The 16,591-nt window shown below is 45.1% G+C and carries 16 protein-coding genes and 1 pseudogene; 3 read left to right on the forward strand and 14 right to left on the reverse strand.

Features of this window, described 5'->3' with window-relative positions:
- Nucleotides 1-2 precede the first annotated feature (2 nt).
- From BLV50_RS08800 to BLV50_RS08830, 8 genes and pseudogenes are all read right to left on the reverse strand, one after another.
- Nucleotides 3-1,358, reverse strand: a complete 1,356-nt coding sequence (locus BLV50_RS08800; protein ID WP_256337900.1) for a NosD domain-containing protein — start codon at nucleotides 1,356-1,358, stop codon at nucleotides 3-5.
- 189 nt (nucleotides 1,359-1,547) lie between these two features.
- Nucleotides 1,548-2,201, reverse strand: a complete 654-nt coding sequence (locus BLV50_RS08805; protein WP_063562787.1) for a response regulator — start codon at nucleotides 2,199-2,201, stop codon at nucleotides 1,548-1,550.
- Entirely contained in the window at nucleotides 2,198-3,043 is an 846-nt protein-coding gene (locus BLV50_RS08810) for a sensor histidine kinase (RefSeq protein WP_090807048.1), read from the reverse strand. The genes BLV50_RS08805 and BLV50_RS08810 overlap by 4 nt, the downstream gene beginning before the upstream one ends.
- 28 nt (nucleotides 3,044-3,071) lie before the next feature.
- Nucleotides 3,072-3,800, reverse strand: coding sequence for a response regulator transcription factor (locus BLV50_RS08815; RefSeq protein WP_063562789.1), 729 nt, complete (start codon nucleotides 3,798-3,800; stop codon nucleotides 3,072-3,074).
- Between the two features lie 190 nt (nucleotides 3,801-3,990).
- Complete coding sequence (locus BLV50_RS08820) at nucleotides 3,991-4,986, reverse strand: ABC transporter substrate-binding protein (RefSeq protein WP_256337901.1); 996 nt, start codon at nucleotides 4,984-4,986, stop codon at nucleotides 3,991-3,993.
- Between the two features lie 188 nt (nucleotides 4,987-5,174).
- On the reverse strand, nucleotides 5,175-5,930 hold the full coding sequence (locus tag BLV50_RS33740) for an ABC transporter substrate-binding protein (protein ID WP_371129238.1): 756 nt from the start codon (nucleotides 5,928-5,930) through the stop codon (nucleotides 5,175-5,177).
- A 96-nt stretch (nucleotides 5,931-6,026) separates the two neighbouring features.
- A pseudogene (locus BLV50_RS33745) lies at nucleotides 6,027-6,251 on the reverse strand (helix-turn-helix transcriptional regulator); the annotation flags it as partial.
- A gap of 311 nt (nucleotides 6,252-6,562) precedes the next feature.
- On the reverse strand, nucleotides 6,563-6,784 hold the full coding sequence (locus BLV50_RS08830; RefSeq protein WP_218135380.1) for a hypothetical protein: 222 nt from the start codon (nucleotides 6,782-6,784) through the stop codon (nucleotides 6,563-6,565).
- 284 nt (nucleotides 6,785-7,068) lie between these two features.
- On the opposite strand from BLV50_RS08830, the gene nrdI reads away from it, so the two are divergent.
- Genes nrdI through nrdF form a run of 3 tightly spaced genes read left to right on the forward strand, consistent with a single transcriptional unit; the run spans nucleotide 7,069 to nucleotide 10,504 of the window.
- Entirely contained in the window at nucleotides 7,069-7,428 is a 360-nt protein-coding gene (gene nrdI, locus BLV50_RS08835; protein ID WP_063562791.1) for a class Ib ribonucleoside-diphosphate reductase assembly flavoprotein NrdI, read from the forward strand.
- Nucleotides 7,415-9,499, forward strand: coding sequence for a class 1b ribonucleoside-diphosphate reductase subunit alpha (gene nrdE, locus BLV50_RS08840; protein WP_072733260.1), 2,085 nt, complete (start codon nucleotides 7,415-7,417; stop codon nucleotides 9,497-9,499). Before nrdI ends, nrdE begins: the two co-directional genes overlap by 14 nt.
- A 42-nt stretch (nucleotides 9,500-9,541) precedes the next feature.
- Nucleotides 9,542-10,504: a class 1b ribonucleoside-diphosphate reductase subunit beta gene (nrdF, locus tag BLV50_RS08845; protein WP_090807055.1), complete on the forward strand. Its 963-nt coding sequence runs from the start codon at nucleotides 9,542-9,544 to the stop codon at nucleotides 10,502-10,504.
- Nucleotides 10,505-10,594: 90 nt separating this feature from the next.
- Here nrdF and BLV50_RS08850 read toward each other — a convergent pair whose 3' ends face one another.
- From BLV50_RS08850 to BLV50_RS08875, 6 genes are read right to left on the reverse strand one after another with little or no spacing between them, the layout of a single operon-like run.
- Nucleotides 10,595-11,638 (reverse strand): hypothetical protein, encoded by a 1,044-nt coding sequence (locus BLV50_RS08850; RefSeq protein ID WP_090807057.1) that lies wholly within the window; start codon nucleotides 11,636-11,638, stop codon nucleotides 10,595-10,597.
- Between the two features lie 12 nt (nucleotides 11,639-11,650).
- A complete protein-coding gene (locus BLV50_RS08855; RefSeq protein ID WP_090807059.1) occupies nucleotides 11,651-12,454 on the reverse strand; it encodes an ABC transporter permease in 804 nt (267 codons plus the stop codon).
- Nucleotides 12,455-12,466: 12 nt separating this feature from the next.
- Complete coding sequence (locus BLV50_RS08860; RefSeq protein ID WP_072733264.1) at nucleotides 12,467-13,276, reverse strand: ABC transporter permease; 810 nt, start codon at nucleotides 13,274-13,276, stop codon at nucleotides 12,467-12,469.
- Complete coding sequence (locus tag BLV50_RS08865) at nucleotides 13,273-14,256, reverse strand: ABC transporter ATP-binding protein (protein ID WP_072733265.1); 984 nt, start codon at nucleotides 14,254-14,256, stop codon at nucleotides 13,273-13,275. The genes BLV50_RS08860 and BLV50_RS08865 overlap by 4 nt, the downstream gene beginning before the upstream one ends.
- 58 nt (nucleotides 14,257-14,314) lie before the next feature.
- Nucleotides 14,315-15,490 (reverse strand): radical SAM protein, encoded by a 1,176-nt coding sequence (locus BLV50_RS08870; RefSeq protein ID WP_063562798.1) that lies wholly within the window; start codon nucleotides 15,488-15,490, stop codon nucleotides 14,315-14,317.
- Nucleotides 15,462-16,568: a glycosyltransferase family protein gene (locus BLV50_RS08875; RefSeq protein WP_090807061.1), complete on the reverse strand. Its 1,107-nt coding sequence runs from the start codon at nucleotides 16,566-16,568 to the stop codon at nucleotides 15,462-15,464. Before BLV50_RS08875 ends, BLV50_RS08870 begins: the two co-directional genes overlap by 29 nt.
- Nucleotides 16,569-16,591 lie beyond the last annotated feature (23 nt).

The raw sequence follows: 16,591 nt of genomic DNA on the forward strand, positions 1-16,591 counted from the left end.
TCTCATTTTCGTAATACCCCCATATTGATCATAATAAAAGTGGCCAGGCCCAGCAGAATGCATCCGATGATCCAAACCCCGGTTATCTCTTTGACCACTTGTGTACCTACCTTCGTCGTCTGTGATACCGCTTCCATGCTCATTAATGGCGATCTGTCGCTTGTCCACTCTGCCTTGCCTTCCGTAAACAAGTTGCTCATAAAGATCATGCCTGGAGATTGAAAGAAAAGCTGATAGGCCGAATTCCGGTTGACCACTTGCTCATAAAAAGGATTAATTCCATAGGACAGTTCACTAATTCCATCATCGTTAAGGTCAAGACCTTGAAAGGAATCCCAGAAGTTTTCCTTCATCTCATTGTTCCGGCTGTCCATCGCTGAAGCTTCAATCACATTCGAAACAAATTGGTTTCTGGTAAACTGATTATCCTCCGCAAGAACGAGCTGAATTCCGATGAAATTCCGGAGCACCACATTGCCGCGAATTTCATTTCCTGAGGATTCAGCAATGTTCATGCCAACACGGTTACCTTCCACGACATTGTTATGAACCGAGGATTGCTGTACGTCATACAACAAAATCCCTTGTGAATGCACATTTTCGTTCTGTTTGCGAAAAGAGTTTCCCGATACAACCGTATTCTTGACGCCCATGACCATGGCTCCGGTACTGTTGTTCTCTCCCACATTATCCACAACAGAAGAGCCATCGATATACATACAATGAATGCCATACCTGGTATGTAACAGCGTGTTAGCCTTAACCGTAAGATTGCGACTGTTCTCCAGATATATACCATCCCGCATGCCCGTAATTTTGTTGTCTTCGATGTGGGTACGATGGGAATTGTACAGATCAATGCCATTCCCCTTTTGACCACTGGAAGCAGACTCCGGTCCAGCCCATGAAATGGTATTGCTATGTATGAGCCCATCGACAGAACCCCGCAGCACGATTCCAAAACTTTGACTCTGAATATCCAGGCCCGTGATCTCTACTCGATCTCCTTCAACCTGAATCGCTGCAGTGGGTTCATTTGTTAAGTGTCGTACCGTGAAACCCTGCAATGTCACTCCATCTGAACGAATGGTAATGGTGGATTCAGCTTCCGTATTCAATACCATTACGGATGAGTCCCCTCGAATGGATATATTCTTGTCTATACTTACGGGACCAGAATAAATACCCGGCTCAAGTACAAGCACTTCTCCAGGTCTAGAACCATCAATGATTGACTGGAGTGGAATAGCATCTTTGGTCTCAGGAGCAGCGTTTGCAGTGTCCAGCGGGTAAGATAGTGGGATCAACAGTATCCCTATAAGCAGCAATATGCTCAGGACAATCCGTTCGCGAAACATCATAACCTCCTTCATGAAACACACTGCTCATAGTGTACATAAAAACAAATTTTTACCATATAGCTCAAGCTAGCTATAGAGCTGGACGTTTTGTGTCCAAATTGTGAGGTCATTGTGGTAAAAGTAGAAAAATCACATCCACTTAACATGAAAATAGAAAGAACACACGGATATAGTAAAAAAAGCTTATTACAGACGATTATGGTCTGTAATAAGCCCTTGCTCCAATGCGTAACGTGTCAGTTGAACACGATTTTGAACCTGCAGTTTTTGCAAAATATTTTTTAAATGATTCTTGACGGTATACTCTGAAATTGTATAATTCACAGCGATTTCTTTGTTCGTCCATCCTGCAGCCACGCCATACAGAATATCCTTTTCCCTTGTCGTTAGTGGAACGTCAGGTTCTTTTTTCTCCGTGAGTGAGACATCCTTCAGGATTTGGTAAGCCACCTCGCGGCTCAATGGAGCTTCTTCTGTAACGATGGAATGAAGATATTCCAGCCACATGGAGGGTTCAAGGTTTTTGAGCAGATAACCCTGAGCTCCCCGTTTCAACGCTTCCAGAAGGTGTAGTACATCATCCGAGACGGTAATCATGACAATTTTCACATAAGGAAACGCCAATTTGATCCGCTGTGTTGCTTCAAGACCGTTCATAATTGGCATCTGAATGTCCATTAGGATTAGATCGGGAAGCCACTGTTCTGTATAATCAATCGCTTGTTGACCGTCCGAAACGACGCCAATCACTTCGAAGCTGGGGTCCATGGATAAAATTTCACATATGGCTTCTCTCGCATGAGCGTGATCGTCTACAACAAGTACGCGAGTATGGCTCATAACATCTCACCATCCTTTGAAAATTCGACAACAGTAAGCTGCTGCTCCCTTCGGAATTGCATGTTATAGTTCAGCTCATTCATCCGCTCTCTCATGATTTTCAGTCCATATCGATCCTTTCGTTCAAAGGGATTCATCTCAAATCCTTTTCCATTATCTCGAATCGTGATATTCCAGCACTTCTTGTGCCCATTTCCCTGAATCCATCCTTGGGATGCAGATGCATGCTTTTGAATATTAAAAAGAGCTTCCCGAATACAAGCGAGCAGTTCTACTTTCTCTTTGTCAGTAAATGCATCATCCGGGATGCTCCAATCCAGTTCGATTTGAACGGGGATATCTTTGGCAATTCTTCGAATTTGACCAAGTAGTGTGACCGATTCGTTCGTAGTGAAGGTATTGTCAACGTTAGGATCATAACGTAAATCGGCAATGGCCTGACGCACATAACGATTGACTTCATGAACCGTTTTCTTGATCGAATACACATCGTCCAACTGTTGATCCAACTTGGCTTGTTCCTCTAAACGCCCCACTTTTACCGATAATAAAAAAAGGGATTGGGCGATTCCATCATGGAGTTCCTTGGCCATCTTTTCACGAGATTCCAATGCGGCTTTGGCTTCACGCTCATGCTCCAGCTCTTTTTGAATACGTTCCAACATCAGAAACAGCCGAGTTAACAACGTTATACTCACGACATATACAATGACAGGCGTAAGCCAGTTGCCCAAATTCATTGATATGTAGGGGAGCAGAAACTGATGTCGTACATACTCCCACAGTCCAACGGTCAAGGTGGGAATGAGCAAGATCATCCACTTGATTTGTTTGTAAGACATATTCTCCTCCTGAACTGCAAGATAAGAATCAGTGAGGCAAACGAAGAATATAACCGAACCCCCACAGGGTTTGAATCAGATCTTCCCGATTCGGCACATACTCGGATAGTTTGTCACGCAACCGTTTCACATGGGTATCTACAGTCCGATAATCCAGATCTTCCTCATGCTCCACTTTCCAAACAATTCTCAGCAAATCCTGCCTGGAGAATGCGATTTCCGAGTGTGTCGCCAGATGATAAAGCAAATCAAATTCTTTGGGAGTCATATGAATCTCCACTTGTCCTACTGTGACTCTACGGGAAGTTGGATTGATTAGAATGGAGGAAATCAACACCTCGCTCGCTGAATGATCTTTTGGCGCAGGTTCGATTAATCCGTTATAACGAGCCATCATAGTTTTAATACGTAGCACAACCTCCCTCGGACTGAATGGTTTCATGACAAAGTCATCCGCCCCTGCTTTGAAAGCTTCAAGCCGATCAGTTTCTTCTGACTTGGCTGTCAGAAACATGACGGGTATGCTTAAGTTGGTCCTAAGATAATGGCATATTTCAATTCCCTTAATATCGGGAAGAATCCAATCGAGAATGATCAAGGCATAAGAACCGTGATGAAGCTGCCCAAGGGCTTGCCAGCCTAGCGAAGCCTCCTCAACGATAAATTGTTCTTTCTCCAAATACATGCGAAGAAGTCTTCGGACCCGTTCATCATCATCTACAATCAATATTCTATTTTGCTGCAGGGTCCCGTTCATGTCTTACCTCCAAATCTTTGCGATATTCTGGTTATTTTCTTAGTTTCTCATTGTAAAGCCTCAAGCCAGTGAGTGAACTTGATGTAATCAGCATACCTTCAACGTACTCAAAAGGCATGACTCCATAGAGCCATGCCTTTAATAATCTATCTCTGAATTGTAGACAATGTATGAACGATTATGTCCAGGCTTATTTCTTGCCGGTGACGGCTGCTACCACATCGTCTGCCACCTTGCCGTCTGCAATTGGGCCGGACATCATCCAATGTCTGGCTGACACTTTGAACACATGGTTGTCCTTCACAGCAGGCATCGTTTTCCATACATGAAGTTTCTCAACTTCCGTTGCAACGGCACTGTTCTCATTGAACTCTTCTTCCGTGCTAATCGATCCTCCGTAGATGGCAAACACATAATCAGCTCCAATAGAAGGCAGCTTCTCTAGAGATGTCGTGACTCCCCAATCGTCCTTAGTATCCTTCTGGAATGCTGCAACGCTTTCGTCTGGATTTAACCCCAATTCAGTGTAGATAAGTGGAGCGAAGCTCGGAAAGAACACCTGCAGATCCTTGTCCGATGGACGCATGAAGACAACTGTTTTGTCCGGGCCCACAGCCGAAATGATATCTTCCTTGGCCTGTTTCAGTTTGTCGGTGTTCGCCTGAAGCACCTCCTGTGCTTTATCTTCCAAGCCCGTTGCCTTGCCTATTTCCACAATGGTTTTCTCCCAATCATCCGGTGAATAGGCAATGGTTGGCGCAATCTTGCTCAGTTCCTCATACGCTTTGTCATCAATGGCGTTTCGCTGAACCACGATAAGATCGGGCTGGGTTGCCAAGATGGCTTCCAGATTCGGATTGAAATCCGCATTTCCAGCGAGCGGAATGTTCAGTGCTTTGAGCTGGTCATCCAAGTAGTAGCCATCAAAGTCGTATGCATAGACCATCGGTACGCCCAGGGACAATGTAAGATCCTCCAGACCAAATACGGCAACACGTTTTGGATGTAGCGGAACTTCCGTTTTGCCCATGGCATGTTCGATGACCTGAGTCTGAGGCTCTTCGGCAGTTTGAGTCGCTGCGCTTGCGTTTGTCTTGGTCGTTTCTGTTGTGGCTTGCTCCCCTGCTGTATTTGTTTTATTTCCGCAGGCAACAACCATAAGTGAAAGAACCAATAGCAGGAGCATCAATCCTGCAAATCCGCGTTTCCTTCCATGTGTAGCCTTTTTTGAACGATCTCTTCTAAAGAGATCATTATTTTCTGTGTGAGACATGAGTTCCCCTCCGCATTTCTGTATTGAGAATGATTATCACATGATGATTATACAGATGTTACTCAGCGAAGAAAATAGAAGAAGATGTCTACTTTCGCCCATTACCGGGCACTAAATAGCAAGTTTACTTCCTGAAGCAGAAGTTCATGCCGATTGGCTGTATGTTCCAGGATCGGTTCGCTTAACCAATGTCCTCCCTGTGTCAGATAGACTTGTCGGTTTCGTACGGCATGCAGCTGTTTCCAGCTTTCCGCATGTTGAAGCCTCTCCCACACCATCAGGGAATGATGGTCCTTCATAACACTAACGATGATGACGTCCGCATCGAATGCAGCAAGCTGTTCGGCTTCCACGTATCTGGTAAATTCGATCTGATCCACACCCGAAGCCGCTGCAATCTTCAAATCGTCATAAAATACGGTTCCTGCTCTTCTACCCCAGATCTGAATGCCCCGGGGAGACACACTTAATGCGATTAGCTTACCTTGCTGAAACGAATGAGGAATATAATGAAGAACCGTTTCCACCTTTTCCTCATATCGAAGAAGCCATCTTTCACTTTCATTCTCCCGATCCAAAAAACGGGCCGTTCGCCGCAGATGTTGCCGCCAATCCTCTCCGTGCCAACTTAGAAACAACACCGGTGCGATGTGCCGCAGCTTCTCTTTCTCCTCTTCGGGGATCATCTCGTCCAATGCAACAATCCGGTCTGGCCTGGCCCGCATCAATGCTTTGAGGTTGAAATCATAGTCGTGGCTGAGTGCTACCTTGACATCATAACGATATTTCCGACGGTAATCATCTGTCCAAAACTGATCAATGGGCGCTGCGAAGGGGATGATTTGCAGGGTCAGCAAATGCCCGATATTGGGCCAGCTGTACGCGGCTGTTTTGCATTTCCTGTTCGCAATATATGTACGAGGCGGTAATCCCACCTGCTTTTTGAATTGGCTGCTGAAATAGTGTTGGTCCTTGAAACCTGCCAACAGAGCAATGTCTTTCAGTGGTTGTCCTGCTTCCATCAGACGCTTGGCCTCGTTGGTGCGAATCTCTTGCAGATAGTCCATCGAACTCTGACCGAACTTCTCTTTGAATGATCTCATGAAATAATAGCGGCTCATGCCCGCTTCATCGGCCAGGTTCTCGACTGTGATTGTATCCTGATAGTGATGCAGCATGTATTTCCGTGCTCTCTCGAGTGCGTTCTCGTGTTGGTTCTGCTTCTTGAACAGAAGATGCAGCAGGTCCTGGAAACCTGTTTGGCTTGCGAAACGATCTGTTGAATCACCGGTATGCCAGTAACAGACGATTTTTTCGCAAAGTTGCTGCACCTGTGCATCTGGAAACGTGATTGACCTACCAAGCTCCGTCAACAAATGCTCAGAGGACACCTTCTGTCCTTCATATGGAATGATGCCGATATGAATCCGGTATATGATCTGCTCTCCATCCGTTAAATAAACGGTCTCGACCCGTTGGCCTGGTAATACTAAATGGGCACTATTTGGAACGAACGGATGCGGTATGCATCAATGACGATATTGCCGTGACGATTTGCAGCAACAAGAATGACATGGTCTGGTGTTTCTTCGTATACCAAACGATAGGCCTTGTCGACCGAATCCTTGAATACGTTCTTTAATCCATACCATGCGAGATCTGCTGCTGTCTGTCCTTCACCCTCTGGGTGATTTTGTTGTAAATGTGTCATCATAGCGCATCCCTCTTTTCGAATCTTCTTCAAAATTCTAAATGATAACAATTCTCAATGTCAATCATAATTCTCTCATGCACCAAATATCGTGTCTTCGAATATGGATATCTACTAAGCCACAAATTTATTAAACCTAGTAATAGAGCCCATTCATCCGGTTTTTCACAAAATTGATACCGATAAGCATTTGACAAAGCTATATATTGATATAAAATTAAGAAATAGATCTATATATAGTGTTTGTTTTTGATCACCTTTCATTTGTCAAGGAGGATATGATAGTGCTAATTGTGTATGATTCGATAACCGGGAATGTTAAGAGGTTTATTTCCAAGCTTCAACTGCCGGCTGTTCAGATTCAGAATCAAATGACGATTGATGAACCGTACGTACTTGTGACATATACAACAGGTTTTGGACAGATACCTGATAAGGTGTCTTCTTTTTTGCAAAAAAACTCTGCATACCTGATTGGCGTGGCCGCCAGCGGTAACCGTAACTGGGGTGAGCGTTTTGCCAAAAGTGCAGATTTGATATCTGCATCTTATAACGTCCCGGTTATTAGTAAATTTGAATTATCGGGCTCCAAGAGAGATGTGGAGTATTTTGAACAGGAGGTGAGCCGCATTGCGTCATATTGAATTAAATAACATGCTGCTAAAGCGCGACTCTGATGGCTTCTTCCAGTTACATAAGGATAAAGAGGCTGTAGAGGAGTTTATGAGAGAAATCAAAGATAAAAGTATGGCATTTGCCAACATTGATGATCAAGTCAAATTCATGATTGATCATGATTATTACGAGGATTTCTATGCTTCCTATACAGCTGACCAAGTTAGAACCGTATTTGAAATTACGCGTGGCTATCAATATAACTTTCCTTCCTATATGGCAGCTTCTAAATTCTATACTGATTATGCATTGAGAACATATGACCGCAAAACATACCTTGAGCAATATGCGGATCGAGTAGCAGCCGTAGCACTTCATCTGGGTCAAGGACACTTTGATACGGCTTGTTTGCTGTCTCGTTCTATGATGGAACAGCGTCTTCAACCGGCAACCCCTACTTTTCTAAATGCGGGAAAAAGTCGGCGCGGTGAACTGGTTTCTTGCTTCCTGCTTGAAATGGATGATTCACTGAACTCCATAAACTATGTACTAAACACTTGTATGCAGTTATCCAAAATCGGTGGTGGAGTGGCTGTCAACCTGTCGAAGTTGCGTGCTCGTGGTGAAGTCATTAAAGGGGTTGAAGGTGCTGCTAAAGGCATCACGCCTGTTCTCAAGCTGATGGAAGACGGCTTCTCCTACGCTGATCAGATGGGTCAACGTAAGGGGTCTGGTGCAGCATACTATAATATTTTCGGTTGGGACGTTATGGAACTGCTGGATAGCAAAAAGATTAATGCGGATGAGAAAATCCGGCTGAAAACTCTCTCTATCGGACTTATTGTCCCTAATCGTTTCTATAAGCTGGCTCAAGATAATGAGCCCCTGTACCTCTTCGCACCTTATAGTGTCTACAAGGCGTATGGAACACATTTGGATGATATGGATCTGGACGTGATGTATGATACCTTGCTGGCTGACGACCGCGTGAAGAAGAAAAAATCGCTCAGCGCACGGGATATGCTGACCAAAATAGCGATGACTCAACTTGAATCCGGTTATCCCTACATCATTAATAAAACCAATGCCAATCAAGCACATGCCTTGAAAAACGTAGGACAAGTCAAAATGTCGAACCTTTGCACAGAGATCTTCCAGCTCCAAGAAACTTCTGAAATTACAGACTATGGTCAACCGGATATTATTCGCAAAGATATCAGCTGCAACCTGGCCTCCCTCAATATTGTTAATGTTATGGAGAGTGGCAAGATCAAGGAATCCGTTCATGAGGGAATGATCGCACTAACCTCCGTCAGCGACATGACACATGTAGCCAATGCTCCCGGTGTGGCAAAAGCCAATTCCGAAATGCATTCCGTTGGCTTGGGTGCCATGAATCTGCACGGTTACTTAGCCAAAAACAGGATTGCTTATGAGAGCTCGGAGGCCAAGGATTTTGTACGTACCTTCTTTATGACCATGAATTATCATTCTCTGGAGAAAAGTATGGAGTTTGCAGAGCAAACGGGTCAACGGTTCTATGGATTCGAGCAATCGGACTATGCGACTGGGGTATATTTTGATCGTTATGTGACTACGGATTACCGTCCCACCACATCGAAAGTACAAGAATTGTTTAACGCCATTGCTGTTCCGTCTCCTGAAGATTGGAACCTGCTTAAGTCTAAAGTGATGACAAATGGTCTCTATCATGCCTATCGCATGGCTATTGCTCCAACGGCCAGCATCTCTTATATCCAAAACGCAACATCCAGTGTAATGCCCATCGTGGAACAAATTGAGACACGGACCTATGCCAATTCAACCACGTATTATCCAATGCCCTATTTGCAAAAGGATAATGTCTTCTATTACAAGTCAGCGTATCAAATGGATCAATTCAAGGTAATTGATTTGATTGCGGAGATTCAGCCGCATGTGGATCAAGGCATCTCAACCATTCTGCATGTAAACAGTGATGTATCCACGCGGGAGTTGGCTCGCTGCTACCTGTATGCTGCTCATAAAGGGTTGAAATCTCTGTATTATACAAGAACCAACAAGCTGACGATGGAAGAATGCATTGCTTGTTCAATATAAATAATTTCCCTTTAGGGTATTACGATTGGAGTTTGATATACCATGCCGGCAATTCAAGCTGTGAACTGGAATCGAGCGGATGATGATTTCACACTGATGTTCTGGAATCAGAATATTATGCAATTTTGGACCGATGATGAGATTCCTTTATCCGATGATAAAATGACCTGGGGCATGCTCAGTGATATAGAAAAAGACGCTTATATGAAAGTCTTGGGCGGCTTAACCCTTCTGGATACGATCCAGGGTGGTGTAGGTATGCCGCAGATTATGGAGCATGTCGATGGACTGCAACGCAAAGCAGTACTTAGTTTTATGGCGATGATGGAACAAATTCATGCGAAATCATACAGTAGTATTTTCACCACATTGGCATCAACCGAAGAAATTGACAGTGTATTTAAATGGGTGGAAGAAAATCCATATCTGCAAACCAAAGCGACGATTATACGTCAGTATTACATGAATATTGAAACTTCAAAAGATCTGTATATGGCAATGGCTGCATCCGTTCTTTTGGAAAGTTATTTGTTCTACAGTGGATTTTTCTATCCACTCTATTTAGCCGGACAAGGCAAACTTACATGCAGTGGTGAGATCATTGATCTGATTCTGCGGGATGAAAGTATTCACGGTGTATATGTGGGGGTGTTGGCCCAGGAAATATACGCAAGCTTTGATGAAACGCAGCGGAACGATGTGTATCAAGGTTTGGTTGATCTAGTACAGCTTCTTCATCAGAATGAATTGCAATATACGAAGGAATTATATACGCCCATTCATTTGACAGAAGAAGTGGAAACCTTCCTGCGTTATAACGCAAACAAAGCGATGATGAACCTCGGGTTTGAACCATTATTTGATGACGAGGAAGTCAACCCGATTGTATTAAATGGAATCAGTACACATACCAAACAGCACGACTTTTTCTCTAAAAAAGGCAACGGGTATATCCGTACTCTGAATGTAGAACCTCTGACGGATGATGATTTCAAGTTTGAATAAGTCATAAAGAATCATAGTAAGGCTGCTAACGTCTAGCCTATGAATATAAATCAAGAAGGCTGTTCCTCCCAGAGGAATAGCCTTCTTGATTTACTTTTCGAGCAATGAAATCAGTCTTTGCAGCAGAACAGGCTCTTCCTTGCGGAATTGCTCCAACCGGAGTCTTACCTTCGCAAACACGGCTTTGTCTTCACGAATTTCATGACGGATGTATTGATCCCTTAGCTTCATTGCCCTGGTGGTTATATCCTGATAACCATTCACAAGTTCTTCGTCGTAGGGGATCATCCCCTCATCTATCAAGTAGGTAATCCGTTCACTCATCATTTTTTTGTGCTCCCAGAGCACATGAAGATGCCTCACATCGTTACGGTCACCGAGACGAGGATCATTGCTCTCTACTGCATCATAGTACATTTGCAAATAGTCGTAGACGTCAATTCCGAAAGCCTGTTCGTCATCAGGAATGTAATTAATGCGATTCAGATGAGTCTCTCCGTTCAGGTAATCATGCAGTTGGTCGAGTGCTACGATTCTATCGAAAGGATAAGGAGAATGCGGCTCATATTTGTAAAAATAAGTGTGATGATCCGCGGTGAGCCCCTCTCTGAGCAGATGTCTCATGGAATGGACAGCATCCAGGAATTCCGTGAATGGAATCTGTACATTGCGGTAAACTCCCGTATGGTCGAACATGGAAGCATCAAAAAAACGATTGTCCCAATCGAAACCGTACAGAAAAAGATGATGAGGAAACGGTTCCTGCTGATAGGCCGCCGCTGGCGGTAGCTTCGCTTCGTCCAAAAACACGACACAATAATAGCCGCTGCGAATCTGATCCGCGAAAAATTGGGGCCAGGCGTCCAGCGCCAAATGCTCCAGAATCGTATAATTCACAGAGCATGTGAGTAGAAATGGATTATTGAAATTCAATTCGTTGGGTTTACCCCGAAAAAAATCGATATAAAACTGTCTGCCATCCTCCAGAAAGGTTTTCTTGCAGGACAACTGAATGAAGTTGCTGTAATACCAAGGAATCGTTTCCTCATGTGCACTGGTAATCGAAAGCGTGTAAGCCCACCTCAGAAATCCTTTAAGCGGCGGATTTAACACGGGCAGCTGAACAGCATTCATTCTTTCTCCCCCTTAACTGCTTGCACTACTATATCCCTTTACAGCCTGTTTCCAGAGCAAACGTATAACTGTGAAGAGTATAAGCGAAGCGACCAATGCCAGTCCTGTATAGAGCCAGCTGAGCTGTCCTAGCAGGAACATCGGCCCGAAATTGGTAATCAGGAACAGCGGAATGACAAAGGTACCGATCCGCCGGACCCAAGTTGGGTATATTGCCATTGGAAAATTGTTGGCATCCCAGGCGGAATGGGCGATCTCCGATGCAGAACCCGTCTGAACGAACCGAAATGACAGTAATGCAGGGATAATCATTAGACAGTATGTGATGATAACGGAGATGAATAACAGCAGCATAAACCCGGCTAGCTGGAGAAACGTCAGGGGTATGTCCATAGCATGCCAGCCAATACCAACCATGACGAAACCAACTAAAATATCAGGGATTGGCAGGGCCAGATCGACATAACGCAAAGAAGCCATGAATTGAAGAGAAACCGGCTTCGTTAACATTAGATCAAGTGAGCCGTCCTTAATATATTCCGGAATTTTCGTGAAATTGGTGAAAAACAGCCCGACATACATACCTGTCACCACGGTGTGCATGCCTATAAATAGTAGCAGCCCTTCGGGCGGTATGCCATCGACGTGAAGATCGGTGCGGAACACGACGAGTACATATAACAGTTTGGCGAGCAGGTAGACGGATTCCACCAGCAGGCTCATCAAGAAATTGCCTCGAAACTCCATCTGGGCAATGAGACAATTTTTGATGAACATGCCATACAAATGTGCGTATTTTCTCATGGCTTTAAACATATGGAATCTCCGCTACCCCCCAACCGCTGAATATTTCTTCATGGATATGCGCCACGTTAGACGGGATAGCCATAAGAACAGGAGTATCCATCCCAACTGGATGAGCAATCCTTGATACATCGCCGCCACTTCCGTTTTGCCGCTGAGCACATTGACCGGAAAATAAATGGTATACGGAAACGGCGTGTACTGAAGTGCCTCCACTATCGAATCCCCGAAAATCTCCAACGGAAACATACCTCCGCTCAGAATATTCACGAGCAGACTCGTAATGACGAAAAAATAAGAGATTTCATTTAGATAAAAAGCACTTGCACAGATGCAATAAGAGATCAAGAAATTGAGCAATAGCGCCCCCGACAACGTAACGACGAACAAGATCAGCCGTATGACCTGGAACTCAAGCACACCACCGGCAGATGAGATCCAGATAATTCCGACGAGAAGCACAGCTGTAACGCCGTAATAGATCGCCTTCTGTCCGAAAAAGGATACTAGCCGATATCCGAAGTAACTAACCGGTTTGATCAAATACTTGTTGAGGCCGCCGTTCTTGATATCGTCGACAATCTGGTGCTCGAACTGGGTAGCGATCAGCTTGGATACCAAGCCCGCCAAAATCGTATATAAAATAATTTGATTATATGAATACGAGAATAGCGCCGTTTCGCCGGAATGTTGGTACACCGCTGTCCATATAAAATACTGGACAAGAATCGGAAACGCGGCTCCGAGAAGACCGAGAAAGAAGTGAAATCGGTATTCCATCGATTGCTGCACACCCATCGAAAATACAGCCGTATACAATTTGCGTCCATTCATCCGACGGATTCCTTTTGGTAGAGCATCGATATACTCTCCTCGATCGGCACATCCTCAATCGTCCAGTCAACGATTGGAAACGAATCGAGCATAGCACGCGACACTTCTTTTAGACGGTGTTTGGGCAGTTCCAGAACAACGCTGTAGTCGTCTGCGCTGATCATTTTCCCGAATTTGGCCAGCCGCTGCTCGGCAACTGGTTCCGAGAACTGCAACTTTACAATTTTGTGCTCGCCAAACAGATCATTAATCTTATGAAGATCTCCGTCATACAGAAGACTTCCTTCGTTAATAATGATTGTCCGTTTGCACAGGTCCTCCACGTCCTTCATGTAATGGCTCGTCAGCAGGATCGTGGCGCCAAACTGCTCATTATAGTATTTCAGAAATTCCCGCACCCTCTTCTGAGAGGGGAAATCCAGGCCGATCGTTGGCTCGTCAAGATACAGCAGCTTTGGTCGGTGGATCAGAGCTGCGATTAGCTCCATTTTCATACGTTCACCCAAGGACAGCCTGCGAACCTGTACATCCAGCAAGTCTTGCACATCAAGCATCTCTGATAGTTCGGCAAGACTTCGACGATAGAGATCATCCTCGACGTCATATATACATTTGTTCAAATAAATCGAATCGCTGGCAGGAAGGTCCCACCAAAGTTGATTTTTCTGACCCATTACAATGGAGAACAGCCGTTTGAATTCGTTCTTTCGCTCCCAAGGTACATAGCCAAGTACGTCGGCTTCTCCGCTTGTGGGATATAAAATGCCCGACAACATTTTGAGCGTTGTGGTTTTACCTGCTCCGTTCGGACCCAGAAATCCAACGCACTCCCCGGGGCCGATATCGAAGGAAACGGATTTAACCGCTTCCTTCACAAGTGATTTGCGAGCAAATAAGTTTTTCAGTGAATGTTTGAGTCCTGCTTCTTTCCGGTAATATACGAACGATTTGTGCAGTTCCCGTACACGGATAAAGTCCATCCCCGCTCCTCCTGAATGATTGCATGTTTTCCCTTATTGGCGGCTAAAGTTAAAGCGATTAAACTCCGTTGTTATACAGAAGCACGCATTTGGAGCAAATCGGTGTCAGACCGCAGGCCAGAATCTCGCGTTGTTTTCGCAGATCCTCACCGTGGAAAATATCGGCCACACTTTCTTCGTATAAATTACCGACACTGAATTCCGGAAAAAATTTGCATGGATTGACCTTACCGTCTGGCATCACGTCCATCCGGTTCGAGATCGAGAAACACTTGGTCCGATTCATGGCTGGCTTTTCGCTACCTCGAATAAAACCTTCTACCTCTTCGGGCTCCAGCGCAGGCTGATAGCGGATACGTACATTCCACACTCGTGAATTAACTCGTTTAAATTCCTCGATTAATGTGTCAAAACGGTCAGGTGAGATGTGAAACGTGAAAGAGTGCCAGCTATTCTTGTGGTCACTCGCAAAGCGGGAGGCAAGGTGCGGAAAGTGCGCATCAAAGTAGGTGTCCATTTTTTCCGCCGTATCGGAAGGGATGTACCATGGGAAGCAGAAGTACACGGAATCAACGCCCAGCTCTTCAAAGAATTCCATCAAGCTATACAGCTGATCGACCATCTGGTCATTTACTGTCAGGGCTACGGACACTTTGCCTTTGTACAAGCCCTGCTTTTGCAGATCCAACAGCAGCTGTATGGCGTGAATCACTTTTTTGAAAGTGCCTTTACCCCGAATCGCGTCATTCTCCTTCTCGAATCCTTCCAGGCTGACCAGCATGACTAAATTTTTAGACATTTTCAAAATGGAATCCAGCTTTTGTTCAATGAGAATCGCGTTTGTGCAAATGGTCGTATGCCGGTCTTCCTTAGCCAGCAGTTCTGCCAGTTCATCGAACTTAGAGTAAAATAGCGGTTCTCCGCCCCACAGGAACACACGTGATTTGCGTTCTCTCGTTTCGGCGAGCAGTTTCTCCACGACGGGAATCTCGATTTCGTCTCTCTTCACTTCACTGGCAAAGCCGTGATGGAAGCCATCTGGATTCCATTCAAAGCAATGCTTGCAGCGCAGGTTACAGCCGTTATTAAGCTTGATTCCGATCTCATAAGGCACGGGTGCGGCATACGTCGGGTCCTCCCGGCGTTTCCTTCCCGTTTCCGCGAGTGGAACGAGGGTTCTTTTCATATTTTGAAATGTCAGCTTATCAAACGTAACTGCTGTTTTCGGCTGCATGCGTTTTCCTCCCCAAATGATTGATTTTTGATCGCTGCTCCAGTAAACGTTCGTACATTTCTTCGAGATGTTGTTCCGAGTAATCTAGGGCTTTCCATTCCGCAAATCGGATACCGAAACCACAGGATTCCCAATACTTTGAATTCTGAAGCTCATGGTCACCAAACGGCTCTAACATGACAAAAGGTATTCCGTAGGACAACGAATCGTTCAGTGTCGCTCCTCCGGGCTTGCTGATAATGGCAGCGCAATTTCGCATCAGATCCGTGTAAGCAGAGTAATCACGGAGCGGAATTTCCCGAAGAATGCCCTCTTCACGAACATATCGGTTCATTGGTGGAAACGAATGCCGCCCCTGGGCATCCCGACTCCACGGATTCCATGAAACCTCTGTTCCGAAGTAGCGTGTGCTCCCATCGTCCTCCTCCACCTCGGAAGGATCGTAGACGATCACATCCAGCAGGTAACCAAATTGACGAAGCTCTGCAATCGTTGACGCGTATGTTCCTATCCCCCAGCCGCCGCCATGGATCAGAATGCGCCCGTCACGCTGTGCATAAGCCAGAAGCTCCTTTTCATCTGAGGCAATATAGAAGTCTGGAGACAACCTTGAAGGCTCGTAAAGCCAAACGTTCTCGTAGTCCGGATACAAGGACTTGTGTACCTTAAACGATGGCGTATCGCACACATCCAAGCGGATCAGTTGAATATCCAAAGGCGTGTGCGCAATGGCTTTGTACCTCTGCAGGATCGGAAGCCAAAAACCGGTAAACACAGCAAAATGAGATACCCCATCACGTATCCATGAGTCCAACAGGAACTGGACTTCCGCTTCATTCAGGGAAGAGTCTACAGGCTTGGCCAGTTTATGCCCCATAAGGGCAACGGAGAAATCGGCATGAAATGCTTTTTTGGTGGAATTAATCTTGCACCTGATTTCTTCATGATACAGGTTCTCCAGAACGTGAACGTCCGTTCTAACACCTCTATCTTGCAGGTACATGTTCAGATGCATAGCCGGAATGTATGCACCAAGCGAATTGCCCGACGCAAGCAGGGTAACCGAAGATGAATTCATGCGCAGCCTCCGCATTCCAGAAT

Source organism: Paenibacillus sp. 276b (assembly GCF_900107875.1).
GTDB lineage: Bacteria > Bacillota > Bacilli > Paenibacillales > Paenibacillaceae > Paenibacillus > Paenibacillus marchantiae.

What these genes read in the sequence shown, in the direction of transcription:
- BLV50_RS08800 (WP_256337900.1), bottom strand. Translation starts at nt 1,358, where the DNA reads ATGTTTCGCGAACGGATTGTCCTGAGCATATTGCTGCTTATAGGGATA.
- BLV50_RS08805 (WP_063562787.1), bottom strand. Translation starts at nt 2,201, where the DNA reads ATGAGCCATACTCGCGTACTTGTTGTAGACGATCACGCTCATGCGAGA.
- BLV50_RS08810 (WP_090807048.1), bottom strand. Translation starts at nt 3,043, where the DNA reads ATGTCTTACAAACAAATCAAGTGGATGATCTTGCTCATTCCCACCTTG.
- BLV50_RS08815 (WP_063562789.1), bottom strand. Translation starts at nt 3,800, where the DNA reads ATGAACGGGACCCTGCAGCAAAATAGAATATTGATTGTAGATGATGAT.
- BLV50_RS08820 (WP_256337901.1), bottom strand. Translation starts at nt 4,986, where the DNA reads ATGCTCCTGCTATTGGTTCTTTCACTTATGGTTGTTGCCTGCGGAAAT.
- BLV50_RS08830 (WP_218135380.1), bottom strand. Translation starts at nt 6,784, where the DNA reads ATGACACATTTACAACAAAATCACCCAGAGGGTGAAGGACAGACAGCA.
- nrdF (WP_090807055.1), top strand. Translation starts at nt 9,542, where the DNA reads ATGCCGGCAATTCAAGCTGTGAACTGGAATCGAGCGGATGATGATTTC.
- BLV50_RS08850 (WP_090807057.1), bottom strand. Translation starts at nt 11,638, where the DNA reads ATGAATGCTGTTCAGCTGCCCGTGTTAAATCCGCCGCTTAAAGGATTT.
- BLV50_RS08855 (WP_090807059.1), bottom strand. Translation starts at nt 12,454, where the DNA reads ATGTTTAAAGCCATGAGAAAATACGCACATTTGTATGGCATGTTCATC.
- BLV50_RS08860 (WP_072733264.1), bottom strand. Translation starts at nt 13,276, where the DNA reads ATGAATGGACGCAAATTGTATACGGCTGTATTTTCGATGGGTGTGCAG.
- BLV50_RS08865 (WP_072733265.1), bottom strand. Translation starts at nt 14,256, where the DNA reads ATGGACTTTATCCGTGTACGGGAACTGCACAAATCGTTCGTATATTAC.
- BLV50_RS08870 (WP_063562798.1), bottom strand. Translation starts at nt 15,490, where the DNA reads ATGCAGCCGAAAACAGCAGTTACGTTTGATAAGCTGACATTTCAAAAT.
- BLV50_RS08875 (WP_090807061.1), bottom strand. Translation starts at nt 16,568, where the DNA reads ATGAATTCATCTTCGGTTACCCTGCTTGCGTCGGGCAATTCGCTTGGT.